Annotated in this window: 37 protein-coding genes, 1 tRNA gene and 1 pseudogene; 7 read left to right on the forward strand and 32 right to left on the reverse strand. The window is 40.1% G+C overall.

Annotated elements, in window-relative coordinates; genetic code table 11:
* Positions 1-7 precede the first annotated feature (7 nt).
* From rpsE to rpsJ, 19 genes and pseudogenes are all read right to left on the reverse strand, one after another.
* Entirely contained in the window at positions 8-451 is a 444-nt protein-coding gene (gene rpsE, locus OFN98_RS05745; RefSeq protein ID WP_270858561.1) for a 30S ribosomal protein S5, read from the reverse strand.
* A gap of 15 nt (positions 452-466) precedes the next feature.
* Positions 467-823: a 50S ribosomal protein L18 gene (gene rplR, locus OFN98_RS05750; RefSeq protein WP_270858562.1), complete on the reverse strand. Its 357-nt coding sequence runs from the start codon at positions 821-823 to the stop codon at positions 467-469.
* Between the two features lie 10 nt (positions 824-833).
* Complete coding sequence (gene rplF, locus OFN98_RS05755; RefSeq protein WP_270858563.1) at positions 834-1,370, reverse strand: 50S ribosomal protein L6; 537 nt, start codon at positions 1,368-1,370, stop codon at positions 834-836.
* 76 nt (positions 1,371-1,446) lie between these two features.
* Positions 1,447-1,842 (reverse strand): 30S ribosomal protein S8, encoded by a 396-nt coding sequence (rpsH, locus tag OFN98_RS05760; RefSeq protein ID WP_270858564.1) that lies wholly within the window; start codon positions 1,840-1,842, stop codon positions 1,447-1,449.
* A 12-nt stretch (positions 1,843-1,854) separates the two neighbouring features.
* A complete protein-coding gene (locus OFN98_RS05765) occupies positions 1,855-2,040 on the reverse strand; it encodes a type Z 30S ribosomal protein S14 (protein WP_270858565.1) in 186 nt (61 codons plus the stop codon).
* Between the two features lies 1 nt (position 2,041).
* Complete coding sequence (rplE, locus tag OFN98_RS05770; protein ID WP_270858566.1) at positions 2,042-2,587, reverse strand: 50S ribosomal protein L5; 546 nt, start codon at positions 2,585-2,587, stop codon at positions 2,042-2,044.
* 2 nt (positions 2,588-2,589) lie between these two features.
* Entirely contained in the window at positions 2,590-2,823 is a 234-nt protein-coding gene (gene rplX, locus OFN98_RS05775) for a 50S ribosomal protein L24 (protein ID WP_270874360.1), read from the reverse strand.
* A complete protein-coding gene (gene rplN, locus OFN98_RS05780; RefSeq protein ID WP_270858568.1) occupies positions 2,823-3,191 on the reverse strand; it encodes a 50S ribosomal protein L14 in 369 nt (122 codons plus the stop codon). Before rplN ends, rplX begins: the two co-directional genes overlap by 1 nt.
* Positions 3,191-3,442, reverse strand: coding sequence for a 30S ribosomal protein S17 (gene rpsQ, locus OFN98_RS05785; RefSeq protein WP_270858569.1), 252 nt, complete (start codon positions 3,440-3,442; stop codon positions 3,191-3,193). Before rpsQ ends, rplN begins: the two co-directional genes overlap by 1 nt.
* 10 nt (positions 3,443-3,452) lie before the next feature.
* The gene (rpmC, locus tag OFN98_RS05790) at positions 3,453-3,635 is read right to left on the reverse strand and encodes a 50S ribosomal protein L29 (RefSeq protein WP_270858570.1); all 183 of its coding nucleotides are present in this window, start codon (positions 3,633-3,635) and stop codon (positions 3,453-3,455) included.
* Positions 3,622-4,047, reverse strand: a complete 426-nt coding sequence (gene rplP, locus OFN98_RS05795; protein ID WP_270858571.1) for a 50S ribosomal protein L16 — start codon at positions 4,045-4,047, stop codon at positions 3,622-3,624. The genes rpmC and rplP overlap by 14 nt, the downstream gene beginning before the upstream one ends.
* Positions 4,048-4,049: 2 nt before the next feature.
* A complete protein-coding gene (rpsC, locus tag OFN98_RS05800; protein ID WP_270858572.1) occupies positions 4,050-4,745 on the reverse strand; it encodes a 30S ribosomal protein S3 in 696 nt (231 codons plus the stop codon).
* Between the two features lie 19 nt (positions 4,746-4,764).
* Positions 4,765-5,076: pseudogene (rplV, locus tag OFN98_RS05805) on the reverse strand (50S ribosomal protein L22); the annotation flags it as partial.
* A gap of 10 nt (positions 5,077-5,086) precedes the next feature.
* Positions 5,087-5,368 carry a 30S ribosomal protein S19 gene (rpsS, locus tag OFN98_RS05810; protein WP_270858573.1) on the reverse strand — a complete coding sequence of 94 codons (282 nt, stop codon included), beginning with the start codon at positions 5,366-5,368 and terminating at the stop codon, positions 5,087-5,089.
* 2 nt (positions 5,369-5,370) lie between these two features.
* Positions 5,371-6,201: a 50S ribosomal protein L2 gene (gene rplB / locus OFN98_RS05815; RefSeq protein ID WP_270858574.1), complete on the reverse strand. Its 831-nt coding sequence runs from the start codon at positions 6,199-6,201 to the stop codon at positions 5,371-5,373.
* Between the two features lies 1 nt (position 6,202).
* Positions 6,203-6,484 carry a 50S ribosomal protein L23 gene (locus tag OFN98_RS05820; RefSeq protein ID WP_270858575.1) on the reverse strand — a complete coding sequence of 94 codons (282 nt, stop codon included), beginning with the start codon at positions 6,482-6,484 and terminating at the stop codon, positions 6,203-6,205.
* A 1-nt stretch (position 6,485) separates the two neighbouring features.
* Positions 6,486-7,100: a 50S ribosomal protein L4 gene (gene rplD / locus OFN98_RS05825; RefSeq protein ID WP_270858576.1), complete on the reverse strand. Its 615-nt coding sequence runs from the start codon at positions 7,098-7,100 to the stop codon at positions 6,486-6,488.
* Entirely contained in the window at positions 7,097-7,675 is a 579-nt protein-coding gene (gene rplC / locus OFN98_RS05830) for a 50S ribosomal protein L3 (protein WP_270858577.1), read from the reverse strand. Before rplC ends, rplD begins: the two co-directional genes overlap by 4 nt.
* An 11-nt stretch (positions 7,676-7,686) precedes the next feature.
* Positions 7,687-7,998, reverse strand: coding sequence for a 30S ribosomal protein S10 (rpsJ, locus tag OFN98_RS05835; RefSeq protein WP_270858578.1), 312 nt, complete (start codon positions 7,996-7,998; stop codon positions 7,687-7,689).
* A gap of 237 nt (positions 7,999-8,235) precedes the next feature.
* On the opposite strand from rpsJ, the gene OFN98_RS05840 reads away from it, so the two are divergent.
* Positions 8,236-9,360 (forward strand): AAA family ATPase, encoded by a 1,125-nt coding sequence (locus OFN98_RS05840; RefSeq protein WP_270874361.1) that lies wholly within the window; start codon positions 8,236-8,238, stop codon positions 9,358-9,360.
* Here the strand turns inward: OFN98_RS05840 and OFN98_RS05845 are convergent, their stop codons facing one another.
* From OFN98_RS05845 to coaE, 5 genes are all read right to left on the reverse strand, one after another.
* Positions 9,361-9,696, reverse strand: a complete 336-nt coding sequence (locus tag OFN98_RS05845) for a hypothetical protein (protein ID WP_270864699.1) — start codon at positions 9,694-9,696, stop codon at positions 9,361-9,363.
* A gap of 606 nt (positions 9,697-10,302) precedes the next feature.
* Positions 10,303-10,824: a hypothetical protein gene (locus tag OFN98_RS05850; protein WP_270874362.1), complete on the reverse strand. Its 522-nt coding sequence runs from the start codon at positions 10,822-10,824 to the stop codon at positions 10,303-10,305.
* A 91-nt stretch (positions 10,825-10,915) separates the two neighbouring features.
* Positions 10,916-11,290: a VOC family protein gene (locus OFN98_RS05855; RefSeq protein WP_270874363.1), complete on the reverse strand. Its 375-nt coding sequence runs from the start codon at positions 11,288-11,290 to the stop codon at positions 10,916-10,918.
* Positions 11,291-11,299: 9 nt separating this feature from the next.
* On the reverse strand, positions 11,300-12,151 hold the full coding sequence (locus OFN98_RS05860) for a diaminopimelate epimerase (protein ID WP_270874364.1): 852 nt from the start codon (positions 12,149-12,151) through the stop codon (positions 11,300-11,302).
* Entirely contained in the window at positions 12,148-12,744 is a 597-nt protein-coding gene (gene coaE / locus OFN98_RS05865) for a dephospho-CoA kinase (protein ID WP_270874365.1), read from the reverse strand. Before coaE ends, OFN98_RS05860 begins: the two co-directional genes overlap by 4 nt.
* A gap of 81 nt (positions 12,745-12,825) precedes the next feature.
* Here coaE and purM point away from each other — a divergent pair, with 81 nt between their 5' ends.
* Both purM and OFN98_RS05875 read left to right on the forward strand, forming a co-directional pair.
* Positions 12,826-13,809: a phosphoribosylformylglycinamidine cyclo-ligase gene (purM, locus tag OFN98_RS05870; protein ID WP_270874366.1), complete on the forward strand. Its 984-nt coding sequence runs from the start codon at positions 12,826-12,828 to the stop codon at positions 13,807-13,809.
* A 46-nt stretch (positions 13,810-13,855) separates the two neighbouring features.
* Positions 13,856-14,281: a hypothetical protein gene (locus tag OFN98_RS05875; RefSeq protein WP_270874367.1), complete on the forward strand. Its 426-nt coding sequence runs from the start codon at positions 13,856-13,858 to the stop codon at positions 14,279-14,281.
* A 42-nt stretch (positions 14,282-14,323) separates the two neighbouring features.
* On the opposite strand, the gene OFN98_RS05880 is transcribed toward OFN98_RS05875, so the two are convergent.
* Positions 14,324-15,466 carry an iron-containing alcohol dehydrogenase gene (locus OFN98_RS05880; RefSeq protein ID WP_270874368.1) on the reverse strand — a complete coding sequence of 381 codons (1,143 nt, stop codon included), beginning with the start codon at positions 15,464-15,466 and terminating at the stop codon, positions 14,324-14,326.
* 138 nt (positions 15,467-15,604) lie between these two features.
* Between OFN98_RS05880 and OFN98_RS05885 the strand changes: the two genes are divergently transcribed.
* Positions 15,605-16,501: an AraC family transcriptional regulator gene (locus tag OFN98_RS05885; RefSeq protein WP_270874369.1), complete on the forward strand. Its 897-nt coding sequence runs from the start codon at positions 15,605-15,607 to the stop codon at positions 16,499-16,501.
* A gap of 31 nt (positions 16,502-16,532) precedes the next feature.
* Here OFN98_RS05885 and OFN98_RS05890 read toward each other — a convergent pair.
* Positions 16,533-16,609: transfer RNA gene (locus OFN98_RS05890), tRNA-Met, on the reverse strand.
* Between the two features lie 115 nt (positions 16,610-16,724).
* Between OFN98_RS05890 and OFN98_RS05895 the strand changes: the two genes are divergently transcribed.
* From OFN98_RS05895 to OFN98_RS05905, 3 genes are read left to right on the forward strand one after another with little or no spacing between them, the layout of a single operon-like run.
* Positions 16,725-17,285 carry a LemA family protein gene (locus OFN98_RS05895; protein WP_270871349.1) on the forward strand — a complete coding sequence of 187 codons (561 nt, stop codon included), beginning with the start codon at positions 16,725-16,727 and terminating at the stop codon, positions 17,283-17,285.
* Positions 17,285-18,208: a DUF3137 domain-containing protein gene (locus OFN98_RS05900; RefSeq protein ID WP_270874370.1), complete on the forward strand. Its 924-nt coding sequence runs from the start codon at positions 17,285-17,287 to the stop codon at positions 18,206-18,208. Before OFN98_RS05895 ends, OFN98_RS05900 begins: the two co-directional genes overlap by 1 nt.
* Complete coding sequence (locus OFN98_RS05905; protein ID WP_270874371.1) at positions 18,205-19,158, forward strand: hypothetical protein; 954 nt, start codon at positions 18,205-18,207, stop codon at positions 19,156-19,158. The genes OFN98_RS05900 and OFN98_RS05905 overlap by 4 nt, the downstream gene beginning before the upstream one ends.
* Positions 19,159-19,202: 44 nt before the next feature.
* On the opposite strand, the gene ybaK is transcribed toward OFN98_RS05905, so the two are convergent.
* The 6 genes from ybaK to rsmA form a co-directional block, all read right to left on the reverse strand.
* Positions 19,203-19,694, reverse strand: coding sequence for a Cys-tRNA(Pro) deacylase (gene ybaK / locus OFN98_RS05910; protein WP_270874372.1), 492 nt, complete (start codon positions 19,692-19,694; stop codon positions 19,203-19,205).
* Between the two features lie 15 nt (positions 19,695-19,709).
* Positions 19,710-20,624, reverse strand: a complete 915-nt coding sequence (locus tag OFN98_RS05915) for a restriction endonuclease (RefSeq protein WP_270874373.1) — start codon at positions 20,622-20,624, stop codon at positions 19,710-19,712.
* A 211-nt stretch (positions 20,625-20,835) separates the two neighbouring features.
* Positions 20,836-21,606, reverse strand: a complete 771-nt coding sequence (locus tag OFN98_RS05920; protein ID WP_270874374.1) for a pseudouridine synthase — start codon at positions 21,604-21,606, stop codon at positions 20,836-20,838.
* A gap of 1 nt (position 21,607) precedes the next feature.
* Positions 21,608-22,567, reverse strand: a complete 960-nt coding sequence (locus OFN98_RS05925) for a KpsF/GutQ family sugar-phosphate isomerase (protein WP_270874375.1) — start codon at positions 22,565-22,567, stop codon at positions 21,608-21,610.
* Between the two features lie 10 nt (positions 22,568-22,577).
* Positions 22,578-24,632, reverse strand: a complete 2,055-nt coding sequence (locus tag OFN98_RS05930) for a ribonuclease J (RefSeq protein WP_270874376.1) — start codon at positions 24,630-24,632, stop codon at positions 22,578-22,580.
* Positions 24,613-25,416, reverse strand: a complete 804-nt coding sequence (gene rsmA / locus OFN98_RS05935; protein WP_270874377.1) for a 16S rRNA (adenine(1518)-N(6)/adenine(1519)-N(6))-dimethyltransferase RsmA — start codon at positions 25,414-25,416, stop codon at positions 24,613-24,615. Before rsmA ends, OFN98_RS05930 begins: the two co-directional genes overlap by 20 nt.
* Positions 25,417-25,444: the final 28 nt, after the last annotated feature.

Below are 25,444 nucleotides of genomic sequence, written 5' to 3' on the forward strand. Positions count from 1 at the left end.
ATCCTTGTTAGTGTTTTAGCATGCTAAGAGCTTTCATTGTAGCTCTTACGACATTTGATGAGTTGTTTGAACCAAGAGACTTAGTCAAAATATCTTTAACGCCTGCAAGTTCTAAAACAGGGCGAACAGATCCGCCTGCGATTACGCCGGTACCTTCGCTAGCTGGTTTAAGTAAAATTCTACTAGCGTTGTATTTAACCTCTACATCGTGAGTGATTGTCGAACCGTTTAGTTTAACCTCGATGATGTTTTTAAACGCATCATCTACGGCTTTTTTAATCGCGTCTGGAACCTCTTTTGATTTTCCAAAACCAAAGCCAACTAAACCATTTCTGTTACCAACAACGATTAGGGCAGTAAATCTAAATCTTCTACCACCTTTTACGACCTTTGTAACCCTACCGATATTAACGATTACTTCTTCAAATTCTTCTCTATTATATTTTTCCACGATAATTCCTTTGGTTTATAGTTTGATGCCGTTTTCGCGTAACGCATCAGCAAAACTTACAATCACTCCGTGATATAAATAACCGTTTCTATCAAAAAGCGCCTCAGAAATGCCTTTATCTTTTAGCTTAGCAGCCAAATCTTTGCCAAGGCTAGCAGCGCCTTCTTTGTTTGCTTTCACACCCAAAGTTTTACCGCTGGCAGCGCATATTGTTTTTCCCTCAACATCATCGATTACTTGCGCATAAACTGTTCTATTTGATTTGAAAATAGAAATTCTAGGGCAAGAGCTAGTGCCGGAAATTTTTGCACGAATTCTTCTTTTTCTCTTAATTCTTAGAGATATTTTTCTTTTTAATACATTTGCTGTCATTTCTCAACCCTTATTTTTTAGATGTTTTACCGGCTTTGCGGATAATATGCTCTTCGACATATTTTACACCTTTGCCTTTGTATGGCTCAGGTGGTCTAAATCCTCTAATCTCAGCAGCGACTTGACCAACTTTTTGTTTATCGTCGCCTTTGATTGTGATGATGTTTTTATCTACTGAAATTTCAATACCTGCTGGTGAATCGAAATTTATCGGATGAGAAAAACCTAGGTTTAGCTCTAAAACTTTGCCTTTCATCGCAGCTCTGTAACCAACGCCGTTGATTTCAAGCTGTTTTGTGAAGCCGTCAGTTAGGCCAATAACGATGTTGTTAGCTAGCGCACGGTATGTTCCCCAATACGCTCTGCTTTGTCTATCTTCACCTTTTGGTGAAAATGAAATTTGGCCATCTTCGATTTTAACATCGACATTGCCCTTTAAATCAAGGACTCTTTCGTTGTTTGCTTTTTTAAATTTTAAAGATGAACCATCGATTTTTACCTCTACTCCGTTTGGAATAGAGATAGGTTTTTTACCAATTCTTGACATAATTTTCCTTTTTATTTGTCTAGGGTATGACTACTTTTACGAATGGATACCACAATGCCATAAAAAGTAGAACTTTTTACCAAATAGTGCAAAGCACTTCGCCGCCAACGCCAGCTTTACTAGCTTCGATACCGCTCATAACGCCTTTGCTAGTGCTAACAACTACTGTTCCATAACCATTTTTAAATCTTTTAATCTCGTCTTTACCTTGATAAACACGGCGTCCTGGTTTTGAAACTCTTTTTACTTCGTTGATTACACTTCTACCTTTTTCATCATATTTTAAAACAACATTGATGAATTTTTTGTTTCCCTCTTCTACTACATTGTAGCTCTCGATATAGCCCTTTTGAGCTAAAATTTTAAGAGTAGCCTCTACAACATTTGAGTGAAACAATTTAGCAGTGTCTAAGCGTCTCATAGCTGCATTTCTAATGCGGGTTAATCCGTCTGAAATAAGATCATTTACCATATCTACTCCTTCTTACCAGCTAGCTTTTTTAAGGCCAGGGATTAGACCCTCATTAGCCATTTTTCTTAAACATACACGGCAAATTCCAAAATCTCTATAAACAGAGTGCGGACGACCGCAAATTTGGCATCTTGTATATGCACGAGAGCTGAATTTAGCAGGGCGTTTTGCCTTAGCTATCATTGATTTTTTTGCCATATTACTTTCCTTTTGCGAAAGGCATGCCAAATAATTCTAGCAATTTAAACGCCTCTTTATCGCTATTTGTTGTAGTTACGATTGTAATGTTCATACCGTGAGTTCTTAGGATATTATCATACTCTACCTCAGGGAACATTAATTGCTCTTGCAAACCGAAGTTATAGTTACCGCGACCATCAAAGCCATTGCGTGCAACACCACGGAAGTCTTTTACTCTTGGTAATGCGATTGAGATAAGTTTATCAAAAAACGCATACATTTGCTCTTTGCGCAATGTAACCATAATACCGACAGGAAATCCCTCTCTGACTTTAAAACCAGCAACTGATTTTTTTGCATTTACAATAAGCGCTTTTTGACCTGCAATCAAAGAGATTGTATCAGCCATGTTTTGAAGCACTTTTTGATCTTTGCCAGATTCGCCTACACCAACGCTAATTACGATTTTTTCAAGTGCCGGAATTAGCATAGGATTTTTTATATCAAATTCTTTTTGTAAAGCTGGTCTAATTGACTCAACATATTTAGTTTGTAATCTGTTCATAATCAACCCTCAACCAATGCGACATTTGAAATATCCATAGGCATTTCTTTGTTTGTGAAACCGCCACTTGGATTTTGCTCAGTTGGTTTAACAGCTTTTTTAGCTATTTTACAACCCTCAACTATAACTTGTGATTTTTTAGGGAAAACAACTTTTACAACGCCAGTTTTGCCTTTATCATCACCTGCGATAATTTTTACTTGATCGCCTTTTTTAATCTTAAATTTCACTGCCATTATAGAACCTCCGGAGCCAATGAAACGATTTTCATAAAACCGCCGTATCTGACTTCTCTACCGATTGGGCCAAAAATACGAGTGCCAATCGGCTCTTTTTTTGCATCCAAAATTACAGCTGCATTTTCATCAAATCTAATCAAAGAGCCATTTCCTCTGTGAAGCTCTTTTTTTGTTCTAACGACGACGGCTTTTACAACTTGACCGCGTTTAATCTTGCCATTTGGTAGAGCTTTTTTTACAGAACAAACTATAATATCGCCTACTGTTGCATAGCGGCGTTTGCTACCACCCAAAACTTTAATACACATAAGTTCTTTTGCACCGCTGTTATCAGCTACTGCAAGTCTTGTAAAACTTTGTATCATTATTCAACTCCTGTTTTCAAAACCGCTTTTAAGCGAAATGTTTTTTTCGCACTAAGTGGTCTGCACTCAACTGCTGATATAGTATCGCCGATTTTGACGATATTGTTCTCGTCATGGATAAGATATTTTTTAAATCTTTTGACGATTTTTCTATATCTTGGGTGGATAACTCTTCTCTCTACCAAAATAGTAGCAGTTTTATTGCCAGCTTTTTTTACGACTACGCCTTGAATTTCTCTTTTAAATGCCATAACTCTATCCTTATTTTGCTTTTATAGCAGTATTGATTCTAGCGATATCTTTTTTGATCGCACGAATTTCATTAGGATTGCTTAACTGCATTGTTTTAAGCTTTTGCTTAGCCGTAAATAAAAGCAACTTATTATCTTTTAACATCTTATTTAGCTCAGCTAAATCTTTATCTTTCAAATCAGTATATTTCATTTTCGCTATCCCTAGTTACAATTTTTGTTTTGAAAGGTAATTTGTGGATTGATAGCGTAAGAGCTGCTCTTGCTTGCTCCTCACTTACACCAGTCATCTCGAAAATCATTCTGCCTGGTTTGATATTCATTACCCACTCTTCTACACCAGCTTTACCTTTACCCATACGAGTTTGTAGAGGTTTTTTAGTAAGTGGTTTATCAGGAAATACCTTAATCCAAATTTTAGCTTGGCGATTTACATAGCGAGTCATCGCGATACGAGCTGCTTCGATTTGGCGTGAATTAATTCTACCTGCTTCAACAGCTTTGATACCAAAATCACCAAATGTCAAAGCATTACCGCGAGTTGCGTAGCCGCGATTGCGACCTTTCATCATCTTACGATATTTTGTTCTTTTAGGCATCAACATGGCTATTTACCTCTTCTTGTTCTGCGTGGTTTTTTAGAAGCTTCTTCTGTTTTTTCAGCTTGAATTCCTTTTTGCAAAATTTCGCCTTTGAAAATCCAAACTTTAATACCGATATTTCCGTATGTAGTGTGAGCCTCAGCAAAACCATAATCGATTTTTGCTCTTAGAGTGTGAAGTGGAACGCGTCCCTCTAAATACCACTCTGTGCGAGCCATTTCAGCGCCACCTAGACGGCCAGAAACTGAAATTTTAATACCTTTTGCGCCTGCTTTTTGCGCACCTTGAATTACTTTTTTCATAGCGCGTCTAAATGCAACCCTGCGCTCTAATTGCATAGCTACATTTTCAGCTGCCAAAAGTGCATTAGCGCCGACTTTGCGCTCTTCTTTAATGTTTAAATTTACATCTTTATTTACTAGTTTAACAACTTCGGCTCTTAAATTCTCTACTTCGCCACCTTTTTTACCGATGATAACACCTGGGCGAGCTGCAACGATAGTTACGCGAACTTTTTTAGCTGTTCTTTCAACAAGAATTTGGCTAATTCCTGCGTAATAAAGTTTAGCTTTTAGGAATTTACGGATTTTGTAATCCTCGCCGATGTTTTCTGATAGTGTTGATTTAGCAGGAAACCATCTTGATTCCCAGTTTCTATTGATACCTAGTCTTAAACCAATCGGATTAACTTTTTGTCCCATACTACGCTTCCTTACTTGGTTTTGCTACTTCAACGCTAATGTGTGAAGTTGGCTTTCTGATTCTGCTTGCTGTTCCACGAGCGCGTGGTCTAAATCTTTTTAGAACTGGACCAGCATCTACGCGACAACTTTTTACTATAACTTCCTCTGGTTCAAAACCGCCATTAGCAACTGCGCTTGAAATAGCAGTAGCAATATATTTTGCACCACGATTTGGAGTGAATTCCAATGTAGCAAGTGCAAATTCAGCGTTCATGCCTTGAACTTGTTTTGCGATAAGTCTTGCCTTAGTCGGTGAAAGGCGAACAAATTTGATAGTTGATTTACTCATTTATTTCCCCTTATTTACCGATTTTCTTTTGAACTGAGCCTTTGTGGCCTTTGAAAGTTCTAGTAGGAGCAAACTCACCTAATTTATAACCAATGTGGTGTTCTGTAACATACACTGGGATAAAATTTTTGCCATTATGCACATTAAATGTTAGTCCAATCATATCAGGAACGATTGTGCTGCGTCTTGACCAAGTTTTAATTGGTTTGTTATCGTTAGCAGCCTTTGCAGCTACTACTTTTTTCATTACATGATCATCTACGAAAGGACCTTTTTTAAGCGATCTAGCCATTTTTATTTTCCTTTCTTTCTAGAAATTATAAGCTTATCACTAGCTTTTTTACGACGAGTTTTCGCACCTTTTGTAGGTTTGCCCCATGGAGTTACAGGGTGACGACCTGAGTTTTTCTTGCCTTCACCACCACCGTGTGGGTGATCTACTGGGTTCATAGCAGAACCTCTGGTTTGTGGGCGAATTCCTCTGTGGCGATTGCGACCAGCTTTTCCTAGAACGACATTGGCCCAGTCTTCGTTACCAACAACGCCGATAGTAGCCATACACTCAGCCAAAACTCTTCTCATCTCGCCTGATGGTAAGCGTAGGATTACATATTTTTCCTCTTTACCCATTAGTTGAGCATATCCACCAGCAGATCTTGCCATTTGAGCGCCTTTGCCAGGTTTTAGCTCGATATTGTGCAAGATAGTTCCCACTGGGATACTTTTCATTTTCATTGCGTTGCCTGGTTTGATATCTAGTCCTGCCTCAGCAGAAGCAACGACATCGCCTACATTTAATTCATTTGGTCTAATGATATAGCGTTTCTCGCCATCAGCATAAGAGATCAAAGCAATTCGGCAATTTCTATTTGGATCGTATTCGATAGCCTCTACTTTACCTGGGATTCCAAATTTTCTTCTTTTGAAATCGATAATTCTGTAAAGTTTGCTAGCACCAGCTTCTTTATGGCGGCTTGTAATGCGACCATTATTGTTTCTACCAGCAGCGGCTGGGATTTTTACAAGTAGGCTTCTAACGCTTGCTTTTGCAGTGATATCATCGCTGCTAAGGCCTGTCATAAATCTTCTACTTGGAGTATATGGTTTGTATGTTTTAATCGCCATCTTACGCCTCCGCATTTTCTAGGGTTGCACCCTCTGGAAGTTTGACATAAAATTTCTTTACATCATCTCTTACGCCTAATCTTCCTCTAAATCTTTTAACTTTACCATCTTGGCGCAATGAATTTACTTTTACAGGCACGATGCCAAAGTATTCTTTCAAAACGCTTTTTAGTCCATTTTTAGTCATTGACGGACTTGTTTGGATAACAACTACGCCACTTTCTTGTAGGCCAAGAGACTTTTCTGTATAAAGTATAGTTTTGATATCTGTTATATCTGCCATTTTAGTCCTCTTTCACCAATGTTTCAAATGCAGCTTTTTCGCATACGATTGAGCTATATACTGCAACCAAATAAGCATTTACTTCGCTAGCATCAACTACATAGCAATTTTTCAAATTTCTGTATGCTAAAAGTGTTTGTGCATCTAGCTCGTTTTTAACGATTAAAGCATCTCTTACACCTAGTTTTTCGATAAATTTAGCAGCGTCTTTTGTTTTGCCGCTTTCTACGCTTAGGTTATCGAAAACATAAAATTTGCCCTCGTTTGCTTTTTCGTTCATAGCAAATTCAAGCGCAAGGCGTTTTTGTTTTTTATTGACTTTTTGCTCATAGTTTCTGTTGTTTGTCGGACCAAATGCAACCGCACCGCCAACCCAAACATTTGTTCTAGTCGAACCAGCTCTTGCACCGCCACGACCTTTTTGACGCCATGGTTTTTTGCCACCACCGCTAACTTCTGAACGACCTTTTGTTTGTGCCGTATTTGCACGAAGTGAAGCAAGGTAAGATTTTACATATAAATATAAATTGTGCGAATTTACCTCTGCATATTTTGCAGGAAGCTCGATTTCGCTAGCTTTTTCTAATTTTTCATTAAGAACGCTTACTTTACTCATTTTACTATCCTTATTCTGCCCATTGCACCATTAAATCCTGGGATAGAACCTTTTACTACCAAAATTTTATTCTCAGCATCGAAGCTTACTATCTCGTTTTTAGCAGTGATTGTCTCATTGCCTGTGTGACCTGCCATTCTCATACCTGGTTGGACGCGACCTGGCCACTCGCAGTTTCCGATAGAACCTGGTCTTCTGTGGAAGCGTGAGCCATGAGCTGCCGGACCACCAGAGAAACCGTGGCGTTTGATAACACCTTGGAAACCTTTACCTTTTGAAGTAAAAGTAACTTTTACGATTTTAGCTGAGCTTAATACTTCTGTGCTTTGATCGCCAACCTCAGCATTTTCGACATTTAGTGTCGCGAATTTGTTAAATTCTTTGCTTAGGCTATATTTTTTCTGAATTCCTGCGATAGATTTGTTGTATGCTTTGCCGTTAGCGTAAGCTACGATAGCTTGCTTGTCGTTGCATACTTCGCAAATTTTAGTATTAATAAGCTTTAAAAGCGTTACAGGCGTGCTTTTGATGCCGACTGTTCTACTCATGCCTATTTTTTCTACGATATATTCCATACTTTAACTCCTTATTTGCCCATCGCATGAACTTCGACATTAACTTCTGGGGCTAAGTCAAGTTTAGTTAGCGAATCAACTGTATCAGGGGTTGCCGCTACGATATCTAGCATACGAGCGTGAATTCTCATCTCAAACTGCTCTCTCGAATCTTTGTTAATGTGTGGAGATTTCAAGACTGTGTAGCGTTTGATCTTCGTAGGCATTGGAACTGGACCTCTCACATCGGCGCCTGTTCTCTTGACGGCTTCTACAATTGCCGCAACTGTGCGATCTAAAACCCTATGGTCATAAGCTTTTAACTTTAACCTGATTTTTTGCATCTGCTTTCCTTAAAAAGAACTTGTCACAACGCGTGACCTTTTGCCTTAAAAACAAAAGACTGGGATTATATGAAAAAGGCAAAATTTTGTCAAGAAATTCACTAAATTTTATAGAATTTTTTCCTTTTTATAAGGAAATATTCTAAAATTTAGATCAAAATTTTTTAAATTTTAAAATTTTGTAAATTTTTGGTGAATTTATTTCCTTTTAATAAGGAAAATTTTAAAATGCATTTTATGCAAAATTTAGAATATTTTTATGACAATCCGCCAGAAGAGGCGAAATTTATAGCCAGAAAAACCTCCATTGATACGCCCAAAACTATACTTTATGGCGCACTTGGGGCTGGGAAAAGTTTGATTTTGTTTGATTATATTTCAAATTTCAAAAAAGGCGAATTTTTGTATATAAATTTCGCGGATTTGCGCTATGAATTTTTAAATCTAAGCGATGAATTTGATAAAATTTTTAAATTTTTAGAGCAAAATTCGCAGATTATCGCGCTTTTTTTGGATAATTTAGATGAAATTTTGCCGTGTGAAATTTCGCATTTGCAAAATTTGCTAAACTCTGGTGCCTCGCAAAATTTGCAAAGCATTATCATCTCCACGCGCAAAAGTAGCTTTGAGCTAGCAAATTTTGCAAAGCTAAAAATTACGCCACTTTGTTTTGAGGAATTTATCGCTTTCGATAAACGACACAGCGAGATAAACGCCATTATTTCGGCATTTTTCTCGCAAGGCGGGAGTGTGGGTGGCTCGCTTTTGCACTCAGCAGGGAGCATAAATTCCGAGCAAAACGCGCTAAAATCGGCTCTAAGCGCAAATGAGATTAAAATTTTAAAAGAGTGCGCGGCTTTCGTCGCAGCGTCATTTAGCGCAAATAAAATTTATACAAATTTAAAAGAAAAAATCCGCATTTCAAAGGACAGCGTCTATGCCGCCATAGCGAAATTTGACGATGAAAATTTTATAAATTTTATCCCAAAATTTGGCGATGAAAAAGCGGCGAAAAAGATGTTTTTTTCGAATTTCAATCTCAAAGAAATTCTCGGCTTCAAAAAGGATTTTGTGAAAAAATTTTTAAACGCCGTGTATTGCGAGCTGGCAAATTTGGGCGCACCCATTTATTATACCAAGGATTTGGATTTTTACCTGCCGAGCCGAAATTTAGGGGTTTTGGTCGTGCCATTTAGCGCGAGTGAGATTGTGTTTTTGAGATTTAAAAAGCTGATTTTGGAGCTAAAACGGCTCAAAATCACGCGCCTTGCCGTGATCTCCATGGCAAATACAGGCGCGCTTGAAATCGAGGGGATAAAGTGCGAAGTTACGCCCTTCCCGCAATTCGCACTTGGGTTGTGATTATCGAGTAATAATTTTACCCTTAGTTTGTGCGCCCTTAATATCGATAACTTTGCCGCTATTTCGTGCAAAATCCCTACATTTTTCATCAGTTTTATTCATTTTTATTTCAAGTTCGCTTTTGTTTTTTACATCAAAATCAACGCAAACTACGCCATCTACCTTAATCGGCAACACGATTTTTGTCATATTTTGCGCCATCTCATCGAATTGTCCGTTTTCTAAAAAATACTTGTAAAAATGGTTAATCGCTGACACAAAATCATTTTTCGCATCACCTATTTGCGAAGCTTGCATTACAATAAAAACAAAGCACAAAATCAAAAATTTTTTCATTTTTAATCCTTAAAATAAAGTCCGTGATTATACAACTTTTAAATTTTATTTTGAAATTTCGCTTACGCAAATTTTGAATACTGCGCCGAAATTTTACTTTTTATTTTAAATGCAAAATTTTGCATTTAAATGTCATTGTGAGGAGGATAAAAAAGCGTCAAGACGCTTTTTTGCGACGAAGCAATCTACAAAGTCAAAATTAATGATAAGGCAAATGGCAAAATTTTTGAATTTCATGGGTTTTTGTAATTTCAAAATTCTGCCATTTTTGCGGTTGATAATTTATGCTTTGTAGATTGCCACGCTCGTTTCACTCGCTCGCAATGACAGATTATGCAAAATTGCTCGCTATTGTCATTGCGAGGAGCGGTAGCGACGAAGCAATCTACAAAGCTAAAATAAATAGTATGACAAATAGCAGAATTTTAATTTTCATGAAATTTTAGAATTTATAGAATTTTAGAATTTCAAATTTTGCCATTTTTGCGGCTGGTAATTTAGGCTTTGTAGATTGCCACGGAATTTTGCTGGCGCAAAATCCCTCGCAATGACACTTAGAAGCGAAATAAAATTTCCCTAGATTACTTCGCTTCGCGCCAAATTCCGCTATTTAGCCCCTGTTTTGGCCTCATCTGCCTTTTTTTGACGCCTTATTTCTTTATCGCACTCGCCTAGTTTCCCTAAGGCTTCCACGAAATTATCGTGAAACTCACTCTCGCTAGATTTGCTTTCTAGCAGCGCAAACGCCTTATCTGCCTGCTCAAATTTAGCTTTTATCTCCGGCGTGATTTGCACGCCATTAGTGATTTTGTTGATATCAGAAAATATCTCGCCCCGCTTCGCCCGGATTCTTAGCTCCTCTTTTTCTATGCTAGCATACACGCTAAACATACTAGCACTCCCTCTGCCACTATCTTTAAAAGATCTTTGGCGCAAAATATCCATAGTGCGTATCCTCATGGCGCTTTTGCACGCATACACGCCCGCTCCACTACCTTCTTTTATATATGGTGGTTCGTTTAGTCCGTTTTCGTTCATGATAAAAACCGCGCACTCGTTATCGCCGCCACAGCCCGCAAGCCCCATAGCCACGCAAACTGCAAAGCCAAATTTAAGAAATTTTTTCATTTTAATCCTTGATAAATTTATGAAATTTTGAAATTTTGAAATTTTAAGGCAAATTTGGCGCAAATTTCGCAAAATTCACGCCAAATCAAATTTAATAAACAGAAATTTCGACCAAATTTCCGTCTGGATCGTATAGATACACGCTTTTCATCTTGCCAAGCGCGCCGGTTCGCTCCACAGGTCCTAGCTCGATTTTAGCGCCACGAGAGGTGATTTCGCGCGCGATTTCATCGATATCACCTTGCGCGATTAGGCAAAAATCAGCCGAGCCGTAGGTTTGATTTTTCGCTACGGGTAGAAATTCGGCTAGTTTTTGGTGGATATTGATTTTAGAATCTCCGAATTTCACAGCCATTTTGGCGCCGTTTTGCACGATTTCAAGGCCTAAAATTTCGCCGTAAAATTTCAGCGTCGCCTCTAAATTTGCGCTTAAAATCACAAAGTGATCGATATTTTTGATTTTCACGCTAGCCCTTTATGCGATAAAATCGCCGTCGAAAAGGTGTCTGACATCGCCTGATATGCACGCAGTCTCGCCACGCATTTTTACGCCGATTTTTTCGCCACTCACGCACGCCATATTTGCGTTTTCGCTCAGATTATAGTGCGCTCTGCCTGCGATATATGCGCTAGCTATGCCAGTTCCGCATGATAGCACCTCTTTTTTCGCGCCGTGTGCATATGTGCGCACTCTAACCCCTGTATTACTCATCTCAGCATAACTTACATTGGCATTAAATTTCTCGCTAAACTCGGTAGCTAGGGTGTGGTTGTATGCGCTCAAATCTTTGACAAAGGTTACGACATTTGGCATACCGACCTCGTATAAATACCACATGTGGCCATTGCTCATAAATCCCTCGCCAAGGCGATTGACATTATCAAACTCGACCTCGACATTTGCTGTGATTGCGCGGTTTGAGCCCATGCCATAAATTTGACCAAAATTTGAATCTCGTTTTTTTGTGCCAAAACTCACGCTTCTGCCTGTGTCAAATCCGCGAATTTCGCCGTTTATTACATTGGCGTCGTTTTTGAATTTCACATTTTTGCCAGATAAAAATCGCTCGTAAGCATACATACACACGACCATTGCGGCGTTTGCGCTTATCGGGCTTCTAGTGCCGTCTGGGTTGTAAAACTCCACAATAATATTATTGTCGTTGCTTCCAGGGGTTGTTTGGTTGCTTAGCGAAATAAATCCGTTGGCTCCGATACCCTCTGCGCGGTTGCAAAGCACCCTAGCTAAACTGCCACGCTCGGCACTTTGTGAAAACTCGACTACTACAAAATCATTTCCGCATGCGTTATACTTTGAAAAATTCAATTTATCTCCTTTAAAAATTTTTTCACATTTTTTTCAAGTGTTATTTTATCGCTAACATTTTCTATAACAAAATTTGCGTTTGCACGCTTAAATTCGATATCTGCTTGCAAACTAACGCGAAGCTCGGCTTGCTCACGCGTTAGTGCGTTTCGCTCCATAATGCGCTCTATAAGCAAGTCGTGTGGGGCATATACGACTACGATTTTGTCGAATTCATCGTATTTTTGGCGCTCGAAATACAGCGGAATATCGGCGAAAAATGGCTTATTTAGGTGTTCTAAAATTTCAGATTGTCTTAGAATTTCATCTTTGATTTTTGGGTGCAAGATTGCTTCTAGCTTGGCAAGTTCTGCCTTGTCGTTAAAGACCAAATCGCCTAGCTTTTTCCTGCAAATTCGCACGGATTTGCCGTCTTTTATGATGTATTCGTTGCCAAAAATTTTTGAAATATCTATCCGGGATTTGTCCAGTAGCTGGTGCGAGATTTCGTCTGCGTCGATGATTTGATAGCCCAAATCACGCAAAATTTTACTAACGCTAGATTTGCCAGATCCTATCGAGCCTGTGATTACATAACCATTTTTATATGCCATTTCACACCCCTTTATAGCGTTTTTATGCAATTTTAGCTAAAATAATTTAATTTTCTAATAAATCCAAAAAAAGGAAAAACCGTGATTAGCTACAAAGAAGCAGGTGTCGATATCGACGCAGGAAATGAGTTTGTGCAAAGTATAAAACCCCTAGTCAAATCCACAATGACCCCAGGCGTGATTGGCGGAATTGGCTCATTTAGCGGTGCGTTCGCGCTACCAAGCGGGTATAAAAAACCAGCGATTTTGGGCGCGACAGATGGCGTAGGCACCAAACTTCGCCTAGCAATCGACACAGACAAGCTTGACGGCGTGGGTATCGATCTAGTCGCAATGTGCGTAAATGACCTCATCTGCAACTTCGCTACACCGCTATTTTTCCTAGATTATTACGCTACGGCAAAACTTGAAATTGCAAGCGCAAAACGCGTAGTAGCAGGTATAGCCGAAGGCTGCAAAATGGCGCAGTGTGCGCTAATCGGCGGTGAGACAGCCGAAATGCCGTCGATGTATGAGGGCAAAGATTTCGATTTAGCTGGTTTTGCCGTAGGAATAGCCGAGCAAGACGAGATAGATCGCACGAAATTTGTAGAGCGTGGCGATGTTTTGATTGCACTTCCTAGTAGCGGACTGCACTCAAACGGCTTTTCGCTAGCACGCAGAGTAGTTTCTGAGCTAGGGCTGAAATTTGACGAGAAAATCGGCGAAAAAACCCTAATAGACACGCTTTTAGAACCGACTAGAATTTATGTAAAAGAGTTTTTGGCACTAAAAGATAAAATTCACGCCTGCGCGCATATCACGGGTGGTGGTTTGGTAGAAAATCTGCCTCGTGTATTCCCTGCTGGGCTTGGCGCAAAAATCGAGAAAAATGCAATCAAAACGCCTGAGATTTTTAAAATTTTAGCCAAAAAGGTCGAAGCAGCCGAAATGGAGCGCACATTTAATAACGGCGTAGGTTTGGTGTTAGTCGCACCGAAGGCTAACGCTGATTTTGTGTTAGCTAACACTGACGGATATGTTATCGGCGAAGTATGCGAAGGAAATGGCGTAATAATGGCGTAAATCACGCGCTAACAAAGACTAACGAATTTATGAAAAATTTCGTTTTTTGTTTGGTTTGTGTGTTAGCGCGTTTGCTAACACACAAATTTCAGGGCTCGAAAAAGAGTGCGAGGCTGGGAATTTAGATAAATGCTTTGAGTTGGCGACAAATTTAGAAAATAGTTGCGAAAAAACCAAAAATTTTGAAGTTGGCGCAAAAGCCATAAAATACTATGAAAAAATATGTAATTCGGATGAAACCTTTTTTTATGGCGCTTGCCTGAGGTTAGCGGGTATTTACATAAGAGGCAATTGCACACAGAAAAATTCAGCAAAAGCACTAAAATATCTAAAACTATGTTGCGACAAAGAGCATGCCGATAATGCTTGCAGTGTTTATCAAAGAAGTTTGGCATCAGTCGAACATTTCAGAAGCAAGTGTAAAAACGGCGAACAAAGTGCCTGTGAGTGGCTAAAATCACAGGGATATTAAATTAAAATTTGGCGAAATTTTAAAATTCCGCCAAATTTCAGACTATTTTGCTAGATCAAAAATCTCTTTCACAGCTTTTGCGTCGTATTGTGGTAAGCCCCATTTTGGCGCGTCTCGCACGATGATTTCCATGACTTCGCCCACATTAGCTTCACCAATTTTTACCCCGCCAAGCGTCGTTGGGGTGCCGATTTTATCAAACCACGCTTTAAGTGCGTCAATTCCAGCCTCTGCGCTATCAAGCCCAAAAATTTCTTTGGCAAAGCGCGCAAATTTGGCTTCATTATTTTTCTTATACCATTTCATCCACGCTGGCATTATCACGCTTAGCCCTGCTCCGTGCGCACAATCGACCACCGCGCTCATTGCATGTTCTAACATGTGATTTGGGTAGCTATAACCACTCACGCCCACATAAGTTAGCCCATTTAGCGCCATTGTCGCAGCCCACGCGAAATCGCCCCTAGCCTCGTAATCATCAGGGTTTTTAAGCAAAATTTCGGTTGTTTTCATAACGGTTTTGATGTTTGCTTCGATATACATATCGATGATTTCAGGGTGTTTTGTGGCTGTGAAATAGCCCTCGATTGAGTGTGCGATGATATCGCTAGCCGAATACACCAAATACTCAGGCGTTACGGTAGCTTGAAGCTCTGGGTTGATGATTGAGACTTTTGGGAACAAAGCTGGACCATCTATGCCAAATTTTTGCTTTGTCGCTTCGTTTGTAACTACGCCGCCTCTATTCATCTCAGAACCAGTCGCGGCAAGCGTGATAATGTCAAAAATCATAAGTGCTTTTTGAACCTCTTTTGCGAAGAAAAAGTCCCACACATCGCCCTCATAGCACGCTCCTGCTGCGATTGCCTTACAGCTATCTAGCACGCTTCCGCCACCGATTGCTAGCACGCTATCTGCGCCGAAATCTTTCGCGATTTTCACGCCCTCATGGACTTTGCTAAGCACTGGATTGCTTTTGACCCCGCCAAGCTCGGCGTATTCTATGCCGTGAGCTTTGAGCGAATTTACGGCTGTATCGAAAAGCCCAGATTTTTTCACTCTATCGCTTCCATAGACGACAAGCGCCTTTTTCGCGCTGTATTTCGCCATATACTCGCCGATATTTTTCTCTTTACCCTTGCCAAATTCGACCTGCACAGGGTTTTTAAAACTGAAATTTTCCATAATTCTCCTTTAAAAAATTTCGCACATTATAACCGAATTTACAAAATTCTTATAGACAAATTTTACAAATTTATTGCCTAATTCTGCAAAATTTAAAATTCTTTGCTAAAATAAATCAAAATTTCAAAAGGGGTAAAAATGAGGGATAAAAACAAAATTTTAGATGAAATTGCAAATTTTATTGATAAAAATTATCCAAATTACGGCATTATAGATACACAAATCGAGCAGATTAAATTTTACCGCGCGGACGAAATTACCGAGTTTCGCAGCGGAATTTACAAGCCTAGTATCTGTATCGCTCTACGCGGAAACAAGCTAGTGAAATTTAATGGCAAAGAGTATTTTTATAACAAAGACCAATTCATGCTCACCCCTACTCACATACCGATTTCGGGCAGGGTTACGCAATGCCCACTTTTGTCAATTATTGTCGAATTTAAAGTCGATGATTTGGCAGAGGCGATCAAAAACATAAATTTCACCCCGTCGAAAAAAAAGCTAAAAGAAAGCCTGTATGTGAGCAAAATCAGCTTCGATTTGGCTGATTCTATCGCTAGGCTGGTGCATTTGCTAGAACGAGGCGGCGCGCACAGCGAGTATTTGGTAAATCTATCTATAAAAGAGGTTTTGTATTCGCTGATGAGTGGCGATGAGGGGGCTGCGAATTTCTTATACAAATTTATCCTAAACGGCACCATGCAAAACCAAATCGCACACGCTATCAGCGAGATTTCAGCGCATTTTAACGAAGCGATAAATATGAGCGATTTGGCTGAAAAAATCGGCATTAGCGTTTCGTCTTTTTACCACAATTTCAAAAAATTTACCGCCCTTTCGCCGCTAGAATTTCAAAAGCGAATTAGGCTAGAAGAGGCGAAATTTATGCTACTAAATACCACGACTTCGGTCTCGCAAGTGGCATTTGATGTGGGCTATGAGAGCACGAGCCAGTTTAGCAGAGAATACGCGCGCATGTATGGACTGCCCCCAAAAGCGCATATCCAAACGCTAAAAGAATTGACGCTGAGCTAAAATCGGTGTAATTTAAAATCGTATAAAAAAATGGTGTCAAGAGAGAGACTTGAACTCTCGACCTCCGGCTTATGAGACCAGCGCTCTAACCAGCTGAGCTACCTTGACACATTGTAGGAAAAATGGAGTTTATCCAAATTTTACTTATATAAAATTTAAAAAGCACAAAATTTTATATATAATTTATGCTAAAATAGCAAAATTTCATTTTCAAAGGGAAAATATGGGCGGTTTTACTATTTTTTTAATCATAACCTTGGTTTTGATTTTTAGTATTATTGGGATTTATAACTCTTTGATTGCCAAGCGAAATCAGGTCGCAAATATCGCTTCTAGCGTCGATACACAGCTTAAAAAACGCTACGATTTGATCCCAAATTTACTCGCCTCTGTCAAAGCCTACCTAACGCACGAGCGCGAAGTATTGAGCAAAATCACAGCTTTGCGAAGCGAAGCGATGAGCGCCACAAACGACGCGCAAAAATTCGCCCTAAACGCCGAACTCTCGCGCACTCTTGGCTCGCTAAAAATCGCCGTGGAAAACTACCCAGAGCTAAAAGCCAACGAAAATGTCCTTCATCTCCAAGCCACGCTAAGCGAAGTCGAAGAGCAAATCAGCGCAGCCAGACGCGCTTACAACGGCGCAGTTATGGTGTATAACAACGCATGCGAAATGTTTCCCACAAACCTCATCGCTAGCTTTTTTCACTTCAAAAAAAGCGAATTTTTCGCCGCCGATGAGAGCGAAAAACAGGCACCAAATTTATCAGAAATGCTAAAATAATGGAAAAAATTTTAAAATTTAAAAACGAAGAAATTATTCAAAATTTGGAATTTTTAGAAAAAAAGCGCGCAAAAATCGCCAAAAATTTACGCATTTTAAAAGTCGCTTCCTTTGCTCTGATTTTCGTCCTGCTCCCCGTTTTGCTACGATTTGTGCCTGATTTGCTCATTTCTAGCATAATTTGCGTTTTTGCCTCGCTTATGTTTTTTAGCATTTCACACGCTAGGCTTATAACGCCCTTTAACGCACGCTTTAAGGACGAAATCCTAAGCCTAATCGCCAAAGATGAAAATTTAAGCTACGAGCGCAAGAGATTTTTCGAATTCGGCGAATTTAACGCGCCCGGGTTTTACGAAAGCGGTTTTAGCGTGTATAGGGGCGATGATTTTTTCACTGGCGAAATCGAGGGCGTGAGAGTGCAGTTTTGCGATATTTACCTCGCCAAACAAACACAAACACACACTAACCAAAAACAAACGCCCAAACTAACAACCCTGTTTTACGGCATAACGCTCATAGCCGAATTTAACCAAAATTTCGCCTCCACGCTCCATGTCATCGACACTAACGCCAGAGCTAACTCGCACCTAAAACGCGTTAGTATGGATAACGCTGAGTTTGAGCAGTATTTCCGCACATATTCAAAAGATCCTATCAGCGCGCACTACATACTAACGCCCAAATTTATGGAGCAGCTAATCGCACTTAGGGATTATTTCAAAGCTCCACTTAGCCTAGCGTGTGAGGGAGGTAAAATTTGGCTATATATCGCGCTTGGTAAAAACAGCTTCGAGCCAAATATTTCATACCCGCTCCTTGGCGAAAACTCCCCAGCCGTCACGCTAAAAAAGGAGTTGGAAAAATTTAAAATTTTGGCTAAAATTTTGAAAAATAATCAAAAAGCATTTGTGGAGAAAATATGAGTATAGTATCGTTTGAGCTGAAAAAAAAGACGATTTTAGAAAGTGAAGCGAGCGCGAAAAAACGGCTAATTATCGTCGTTTGCGTGGTTTGTGCGCTGGCGTTTTTGATTTTAAGTGGCGGATATTCGCTAAAATTTAAAATCATTTTGGGCTGTTTGATTGGGATTTGCGGGATTTTGGCGCACTCGTATTTTGACAAAAACCAAAAACAGCACTTCTCGGCCCTGCTCGACAAGGCGTTTGATAATGAAATTTTGCTCTGGATCGCCAAGGAAACTGGGCTTACTTTTAAGCCATTTGGCGCATTTTTTTTAGAGGATTTAAGCTCGCTTCCGATCAAAAAAGACGCTAACACATGCGTTTGCAAACGCTCACTAGTAGGCAAAGTGGGTGAAATCGAGGCAAAATTTGGCGACGCTGCGCTAACACGCACTAACAAACGAAAAAAAAGTTTGCTCGGACTTGATAAATTCGAGTGGGGGCGCATAAATGACGGCAAAATTTACACTGGATTTATAGCGAAATTTGACTATCCGCTCGCCTTTGCTAGCGATTTTTCGGCGATTGGCAAGGGTGAGTTTATGCTCCAAACCCCGCACCTCAAACTCCAAAAGGCAAATATCGCCAAGTCCGATATTTTCGACATTTACGCTGGTGAGAATTTTGACAGTGAGGTTTTAAAAGACGGCAAAATCCTAACCACGCTTGAACTCATCAGCATTAGCCTAAACTCCCCAGTGCAAATGCACGCTGTGAGCAACTCCGTATTTATCGCGGTTTCGAACGACACGCTCTTTACTCGCATAGACACGAACCAAAACGCAAATGTGATTTTAAGCATAAATATGATGATAGAAATCGCGCGAAATCTAGCACCCTTCGCCACTAGCGAAATCAAAGCAAGCGAAGAGCCAAGGATTACGGCTTTGCTAAACGAAATGCGCTCGTAGCAAAATTTAGCTTTTATTTTTAGGGTAAATTCGAGCGCTGAAATTTAGCCTTCTAATTTCACGGCAAATTCGCCAAATTCAGCTTTTGTCGCAGTCGCTAAATCGTTTGGAGTTAGCCAAATTTGTTTGCCCCTAACACCTGCGCTAACGCAAATTTGCGTTTGTGTTAGCGCGCGTGAGTCGATAAATGTGCGAAAGTGCTTTTTCATGCCAAGTGGCGAGCAACCGCCCCTAACATAGCCTGTGATTTTTGTTAATTCTTTTAAGCTCATTAGTTCTGCGCGTTTGACTTTTGCAATTCTAGCTAACGCCTTTAAATCAAGGCTTAAATCGCCTTGCAAACACGCCGTGATATATTCATTTCCGCACTCGCAAACTATCGTTTTATAGACCTGCTCGATAGGCTTTTTGCACGAATTTGCCACATGCACGGCGTCAAGGTTGTTTTCATCAACTTCATATTCTAAAATTTCATACTGAATTTTAAGCCCATCAAGTATGCGACAAGCGTTAGTTTTTTCTATTTTTTTGGACATTTTTAAGCCCCAATTTTAATAATTTTCGTCATCGAAAAAATCATTATCTACGGCAAAAATTTCTTTGATTTCTTTTACTTGGACACCTAGTTTATATTTTAGCATTAAGTCCAAAAGCCTGTCGCCGTCGATTAAAACTACCGAATAACCCTGCAAATTTGAAGCAAATTCGACCGCTTCGTTAGAGAATTTTGAAGTTGTGATAAAAAGTCCTTTTTTAGTAGGTTTTGTTGCCAAAACACCGACAAATTTTTGGATTTCAGGGCGACCGACGACACCTTTATCAAAGCGTTTTGCTTGGATATAAATTTTTGAAAATCCCAAAATGTCTTCATTTACAATGCCGTCAATCCCGCCGTCAGCGCCATTTTGTGTAAGTTCGCCCATACTCACGCCATAGCCGATTTTTTCGAGCAATCTAAGTGCTAAATTTTCAAAAAATCTCGGCTCGTTTTGTAAAATTCTATCCAAAAGCTCAGATTTTACTTTTTCGTTAATTTCATCCAAATTTAAATTTAAATTTTCGTCAGGCGTATTTTGCGAATTTTCATCTGATTTTTGTAAATTTGACATAAATTTTTTACCATAAACTTTATTGCACCATTTTATAAATTCTGCTTCATTTTTTGACAATTCGGCACCCAATTTATTTATTTGATACTTTCCACGACCAATTCTGTTAAGTAAATTTAATTTTCTAATTTCATCACTTTTATTTTTTCCCAAAGCAACCATATATGACAAAGCCCAATGCACTCTGTCTTTGTATATAAAAACTTTTGTTTTCTCATAAATTTCATTTTTATCACTATCATCTAACTTAAAATGTATAGCAATATGCTGTTCTAACTCTTTTTTATGATATTCTCCACCATCGTTCATAAATTGTAATATCGGAAACATCATTTCTCTAAAATGTGGAATTGCCATTTTGTCGCCTTTGTTAAAAATTCAAACAGAAAATTTTAACAGAATTTGTATTAAAAATGAATTTGCTTGTATTTTTACGCAAAAAATATTCAAGACAGAATAGGCGTAGTAATTTAAAAAATTTCAGGCTTTCAAGGGAGCGGACTAGGTTGTCCGTGACCGCAGGAAGCGTGAAATTTTTTAATTTAATCCGTTCAAGTATGGGGAATTTTCAATAACGAATATTTTCTTGTTTCAAAAAATCGCGCAGATCGTCGTATTCGCTACTATCCAAATATCTCCATTTGCCCGGCTTCAAAGTCCCTAGCGTAACTCGCCCAAATGCCGTGCGTTTGAGATCTACAACTTCTAGGTCAAAATACCCAAAAAACCGCCTTAACTCCCTGTTTTGTCCTTCGTTTATGATAGCTTTGATTTTGGTGTATCCGCCAGAACTTGGCATTATGCGATACGCCAAAAATGGCTTAAATTCCATTGATTTGATTTTGCTTTTGGCGTGAGCGCCCTTGGTGGCGTCGTCCGCGTAAAAGCCCTCTTTTATCGCCGTTACGACTTCGTCAGTTACTTCGCCTTTGACTTTTAGGTAGTATTCGCGCTCGATGTCGCTTTTCATCAGAGCCGTGGCGATAGCGGGGGCGTCAGTGAGAAGCAAAAGCCCTTCACTGGCAAAGTCTAGCCGTCCAATGCTAACAAATTTAGAAAATCCGTTTGGCAAGCTGTCATAAATCGTCTTGCGACCGCGGTCGTCTTTTTTGGTGACTAACTCGCCCTTTGGTTTGTGATAGACAATCACGCTAAATTCGGTTTTTTTCTTGATTATTCGCCCGTTTATACGGATTTTTTCTTCGCCGCTGACTTCGACAAACTCACTAACAACTCGCCCGTTTATGCTAACTTTGCCGTTTTTGATTAGCTCGTCGGCTTCACGGCGTGAATAGCCTGTGTTGTGCGAGATAAATTTATTTAAACGCATTTTTTCCATTTTATAGCCCTATGTTTTTAAGGTCGTGGATATGCACGGTGCCTATCGGAACGCCGTTTTCGTCCGTAACGGCAAGAAGCTGAATTTTGAAATTTTCTATCATCTCTAACGCCTTGGAAGCTAAAATTTGCGAATTTTCAATGGTTTTTGGCTCTTTTGTGGCAAATTTAATCGCGCGTTCTTCAAGGCTAAAATTCTCACTCATCAAAGCCCTACGCAAATCTCCGTCGCTTAAAATCGCCGTTAGTTTGCCGTTAGTGTTAGTTAGCAAAACGGTGCCTAGTTTGCCGTGCGTCATCGCATTTATGGCTTCTTTTAGACTAACACTCTCACTAACAATCGGCAAATCGTTAGTTCGCATGACATCGGCGACTTTTAAATATAGCCGTTTGCCAAGACTGCCGCCCGGGTGGAAGTTTGCGAAATCTTCTTTTTGAAATTTTCGCTCACTCATCAAACAAACCGCTAACGCATCGCCTAACGCTAATGTTAGCGTGGTAGAAACCGTAGGCGCAGCCCCTAACGGACAAGCTTCTTTTTCGATTTTAAGGCTGATAAATTCGTCGCTTATTCGCCCCAAAGAGCTATTTTTATTACTTGCCATTGCGATGATTTTCACGCCAAATCGCTTAATGTGGGGCAAAATTCGCACCAGCTCTTCGCTCTCGCCACTAAAACTAATCGCCAAAACCAAATCATCTTTGCCTACCATGCCAAGATCGCCGTGCAGGGCTTCTGTGGGGTGCATGAAAAAGCTAGGTGTGCCTGTGCTTGCCAAAGTGGCAGCGATTTTCGCGCCGATATGACCGCTTTTGCCCACGCCTGTTACGATTAGCTTGCCTTTGCACTCTAAAATCAAATTTACTGCTCTTTCGATTTCATCACCGATAAGCTCGGCGTGGCGTAAAAGCTCGCTACCTTCGAGCCTTAAAACCTCTTTTGCGTTTTCTAAAATGCCCATAAAATGCCCCTTACATTAGGTAAATAACCGGCACGATTGTCGGATATTTTTTCGTTTTTCTAAAAATATGCTTTCGCACGGCTTGGCGGATTTGCGACTCCAACATGCGGTTATCAAGCAAAATTTCGGTTTTCATATTCGCCAAAAACTGCTCGATTAAGCCCTCCATATCCTTGGTAAAGGCAGATGTCTGCGACTCTGCGACAAGCCCGTAGGTAATGACGCGAGATTTGATAAGCTTTTTGGCTGTTTTGTCGATTTGAGCGATGATTACAGCCACGCCAGCGTCGGCTAAATTTTGCCTGTGTTTTACGATTTCATCGGAAATTTGCTTATTGATTTGATTGTCAATGAAAACCTTGCCAGTTTTGACGGTTTTGACCCGTTTTAGATATTTTTCACAAATCTCCATTTGATCGCCGTCGTTCATCAGATAGATATTTTTCTCATCAATCCCGCATTCTATCGCAGTTTCACGGTGTTTGACTATGTGGTTATACTCGCCATGGACTGGTAGGAAAAATTTCGGCTTGATTAGGCGAAGCATTAGTTTTTGCTCCTCTTGGGCAGCGTGTCCGCTGACATGGATTTCGCTGAAATCCTGATACGCCACCTTTGCGCCACTTTTTAGCAAGAAATTTAGCACGGTTGAGACGCTGTTTTCGTTACCTGGAATCGCCTTTGCCGAAATGATAACTTGATCTGTGGGTTTGATTTTTATGTATTTATGCTCGTCTGTGGCCATGCGATACAGCGCGCTCATAGTCTCGCCCTGAGAGCCTGTGGTTACGATTAAAACCTCATTGTCAGGGTATTTGCTGACCTCATCTGGATCGATGAAAATTTTACGATCAAGCTCAACATAGCCTAGCTCCATTGCCGTAAATAGGTTTCGCTCCATACTTCGCCCTATCACGCAGACCTTGCGGCCGTATTTCACACCACGCTCGATCGCCTGATAGACACGGTGAATATTCGAGCTAAATGTGCTCATAATCACGCGCCCTTTCGAGCTAGCAAAAATGCCGTCAAATGTCCTGCCTACCGAATTTTCGGATTTGGTAATGCCGTCTCTGTGCGAATTCGTGCTATCGCTCATCAGTAGCATTACGCCGCGATCGCCATAATGTGCCAAGCGGTTCAAATCGGTCGGATAGCCGTCGATTGGGGTGTGGTCGATTTTGAAATCGCCCGTGTGGATAATCGTGCCGGCCTTTGTGGTAATCGCAAGCGCGCTAGCGTCGATAATCGAGTGCGTTATGTGGATAAATTCGACCTCAAAATCGCCGATTTTGTAAATTTTGCGCTTTTGCACCGGGCGGAAATAGCTTCGCTCAGCCTTTAAGCCATGCTCTTCAAATTTGTTTGAAATCATACCCAAAGGTAGCGGCGTAGCGTAGATTGGGAATTGAAATTCCTTGAAAAAATACGGCATTGCGCCGATGTGATCCTCGTGCGCGTGCGTGATGATGATACCTTTGACTTTATCAGCGATCTTGCGAACATAGCTAAAATCAGGGATCAAAATATCCACGCCGGGCATATTATCGTCCGGAAAACTCATACCCACATCGACGATAATCGCGCTCGTAGCGGTCTCGAAAATCGTCATATTCGCGCCGATCTCGCCAAGTCCGCCAAGCGGAGTTATGCGGATAGTTTCACTAGAATTTGCATTTTTTAGTGGATAGAGCCTTGCTTCGTGCATAGCCTTATTCGCTGCGATTGCCTCGTCCATAGCCACATGCCACGGCTCGGTACCGGTTAGGCTTTTTGGCATATTTGTCTTGCGTTTAGAGCGTTTTTTCTTTTTGGCGCCCTCCTCTGAATTTGGGCTTTGCGCGACTGTTTCGCTGGATAGATTTTGCGCTTTTTCACTTTTTGGTTTTTTATTTTTTTTGTTTTCGTTTGCTGGGGTTTTTTGCTCGTCTTTTTGATTTTTGCTCTCATCAAACGATTTTTTTAAATTTTCCCTGTGTCTGCGGCGTCTATTTACCTTTTTTAAGCGCTCAGGGCCTGTAAAATCAGAGTTTTGCGCTTGGTTGTTAGTTTTTTTCTCTTCCATTTTTCACCTTTAATTTTTTAAAAATATCTAAAAATAAGGCGAAATTTAACTCGTGCGGTCTTGTGTTTTCAAAAATTTCTAGTTCTTCGAAAATTTGGGTTATATCTGATTTGGACGCGATTGCGCTTAGATTTTTGGCTAGTGTTTTTCTAGGAGAGGCGAAACACGCTCTCAAAAACGCCTCAAATTCACGCTTTTGCTCCACGCTTTGGAAAGGATTGCGCGTCTTTTCTATCCTCATCACGGCTGAAATGACCTTCGGAGCTGGCTCGAAAGCGTGTGGAGGCACCTCGAAAAGATACTGCGCCCCGCCACAAAGGCTAGCCAAAACCGAAATCGCGCCGAATTCCCGCTTCCCAGAAACTGCGCAAAATTTCTGCGCGACCTCTTTTTGCACCATTACGACCAAACCCTCACACAGCGGGTCTTCGATGGCTCGCAGGATTATATTTGTCGCGATATAATACGGCAAATTCGCAACCAAAAAATATGGTTTTTCGCTAAGAGAATTTTCCCAAATTTCCAAAACATCGCCCAAAACCAGCTCCAAATCGCGGTTTTTTATCTCTGTGGCGAAGCTTTGGCACAAAATCTGATATAAATCATTATCAATTTCGAAACTTTTTACTTTATAACTCTTTAAAAGATTACGAGTTAAATCACCCAAGCCAGGCCCAATTTCTACGATATTTTCAGCATTTTTGGGAATCGATTGGATAATTTTGTCTAAAATCAAACTATCTTTTAAAAAATTTTGTCCGAATTTTTTCTTTGCAACTATCATCGAGAGATTTTATCCAATTTTTACTTAT

This window comes from Campylobacter sp. JMF_15 NE4, from assembly GCF_027737645.1.
Classification (GTDB): domain Bacteria; phylum Campylobacterota; class Campylobacteria; order Campylobacterales; family Campylobacteraceae; genus Campylobacter_B.

Excerpts from the sequence above, each read along its gene's own strand:
- rpsQ (WP_270858569.1), bottom strand. The coding sequence starts at position 3,442 with ATGGCATTTAAAAGAGAAATTCAAGGCGTAGTCGTAAAAAAAGCTGGC.
- rpsC (WP_270858572.1), bottom strand. The coding sequence starts at position 4,745 with ATGGGACAAAAAGTTAATCCGATTGGTTTAAGACTAGGTATCAATAGA.
- coaE (WP_270874365.1), bottom strand. The coding sequence starts at position 12,744 with ATGGCATATAAAAATGGTTATGTAATCACAGGCTCGATAGGATCTGGC.
- rplC (WP_270858577.1), bottom strand. The coding sequence starts at position 7,675 with ATGGAATATATCGTAGAAAAAATAGGCATGAGTAGAACAGTCGGCATC.
- OFN98_RS05920 (WP_270874374.1), bottom strand. The coding sequence starts at position 21,606 with ATGGAAAAAATGCGTTTAAATAAATTTATCTCGCACAACACAGGCTAT.
- rpsH (WP_270858564.1), bottom strand. The coding sequence starts at position 1,842 with ATGGTAAATGATCTTATTTCAGACGGATTAACCCGCATTAGAAATGCA.
- rplX (WP_270874360.1), bottom strand. The coding sequence starts at position 2,823 with ATGGCAGTGAAATTTAAGATTAAAAAAGGCGATCAAGTAAAAATTATC.
- OFN98_RS05840 (WP_270874361.1), top strand. The coding sequence starts at position 8,236 with ATGCAAAATTTAGAATATTTTTATGACAATCCGCCAGAAGAGGCGAAA.
- rsmA (WP_270874377.1), bottom strand. The coding sequence starts at position 25,416 with ATGATAGTTGCAAAGAAAAAATTCGGACAAAATTTTTTAAAAGATAGT.
- OFN98_RS05885 (WP_270874369.1), top strand. The coding sequence starts at position 15,605 with ATGAGGGATAAAAACAAAATTTTAGATGAAATTGCAAATTTTATTGAT.
- OFN98_RS05880 (WP_270874368.1), bottom strand. The coding sequence starts at position 15,466 with ATGGAAAATTTCAGTTTTAAAAACCCTGTGCAGGTCGAATTTGGCAAG.
- OFN98_RS05915 (WP_270874373.1), bottom strand. The coding sequence starts at position 20,624 with ATGGCAATTCCACATTTTAGAGAAATGATGTTTCCGATATTACAATTT.
- rplP (WP_270858571.1), bottom strand. The coding sequence starts at position 4,047 with ATGTTGATGCCTAAAAGAACAAAATATCGTAAGATGATGAAAGGTCGC.
- rpsS (WP_270858573.1), bottom strand. The coding sequence starts at position 5,368 with ATGGCTAGATCGCTTAAAAAAGGTCCTTTCGTAGATGATCATGTAATG.
- OFN98_RS05905 (WP_270874371.1), top strand. The coding sequence starts at position 18,205 with ATGAGTATAGTATCGTTTGAGCTGAAAAAAAAGACGATTTTAGAAAGT.
- ybaK (WP_270874372.1), bottom strand. The coding sequence starts at position 19,694 with ATGTCCAAAAAAATAGAAAAAACTAACGCTTGTCGCATACTTGATGGG.
- rplD (WP_270858576.1), bottom strand. The coding sequence starts at position 7,100 with ATGAGTAAAGTAAGCGTTCTTAATGAAAAATTAGAAAAAGCTAGCGAA.
- OFN98_RS05900 (WP_270874370.1), top strand. The coding sequence starts at position 17,285 with ATGGAAAAAATTTTAAAATTTAAAAACGAAGAAATTATTCAAAATTTG.
- OFN98_RS05845 (WP_270864699.1), bottom strand. The coding sequence starts at position 9,696 with ATGAAAAAATTTTTGATTTTGTGCTTTGTTTTTATTGTAATGCAAGCT.
- OFN98_RS05930 (WP_270874376.1), bottom strand. The coding sequence starts at position 24,632 with ATGGAAGAGAAAAAAACTAACAACCAAGCGCAAAACTCTGATTTTACA.
- OFN98_RS05850 (WP_270874362.1), bottom strand. The coding sequence starts at position 10,824 with ATGAAAAAATTTCTTAAATTTGGCTTTGCAGTTTGCGTGGCTATGGGG.
- rplB (WP_270858574.1), bottom strand. The coding sequence starts at position 6,201 with ATGGCGATTAAAACATACAAACCATATACTCCAAGTAGAAGATTTATG.
- rplE (WP_270858566.1), bottom strand. The coding sequence starts at position 2,587 with ATGAACAGATTACAAACTAAATATGTTGAGTCAATTAGACCAGCTTTA.
- rplN (WP_270858568.1), bottom strand. The coding sequence starts at position 3,191 with ATGATACAAAGTTTTACAAGACTTGCAGTAGCTGATAACAGCGGTGCA.
- rplR (WP_270858562.1), bottom strand. The coding sequence starts at position 823 with ATGACAGCAAATGTATTAAAAAGAAAAATATCTCTAAGAATTAAGAGA.
- rpsJ (WP_270858578.1), bottom strand. The coding sequence starts at position 7,998 with ATGCAAAAAATCAGGTTAAAGTTAAAAGCTTATGACCATAGGGTTTTA.
- OFN98_RS05925 (WP_270874375.1), bottom strand. The coding sequence starts at position 22,567 with ATGGGCATTTTAGAAAACGCAAAAGAGGTTTTAAGGCTCGAAGGTAGC.
- OFN98_RS05895 (WP_270871349.1), top strand. The coding sequence starts at position 16,725 with ATGGGCGGTTTTACTATTTTTTTAATCATAACCTTGGTTTTGATTTTT.
- rpmC (WP_270858570.1), bottom strand. The coding sequence starts at position 3,635 with ATGAAATATACTGATTTGAAAGATAAAGATTTAGCTGAGCTAAATAAG.
- OFN98_RS05765 (WP_270858565.1), bottom strand. The coding sequence starts at position 2,040 with ATGGCAAAAAAATCAATGATAGCTAAGGCAAAACGCCCTGCTAAATTC.
- rplF (WP_270858563.1), bottom strand. The coding sequence starts at position 1,370 with ATGTCAAGAATTGGTAAAAAACCTATCTCTATTCCAAACGGAGTAGAG.
- OFN98_RS05820 (WP_270858575.1), bottom strand. The coding sequence starts at position 6,484 with ATGGCAGATATAACAGATATCAAAACTATACTTTATACAGAAAAGTCT.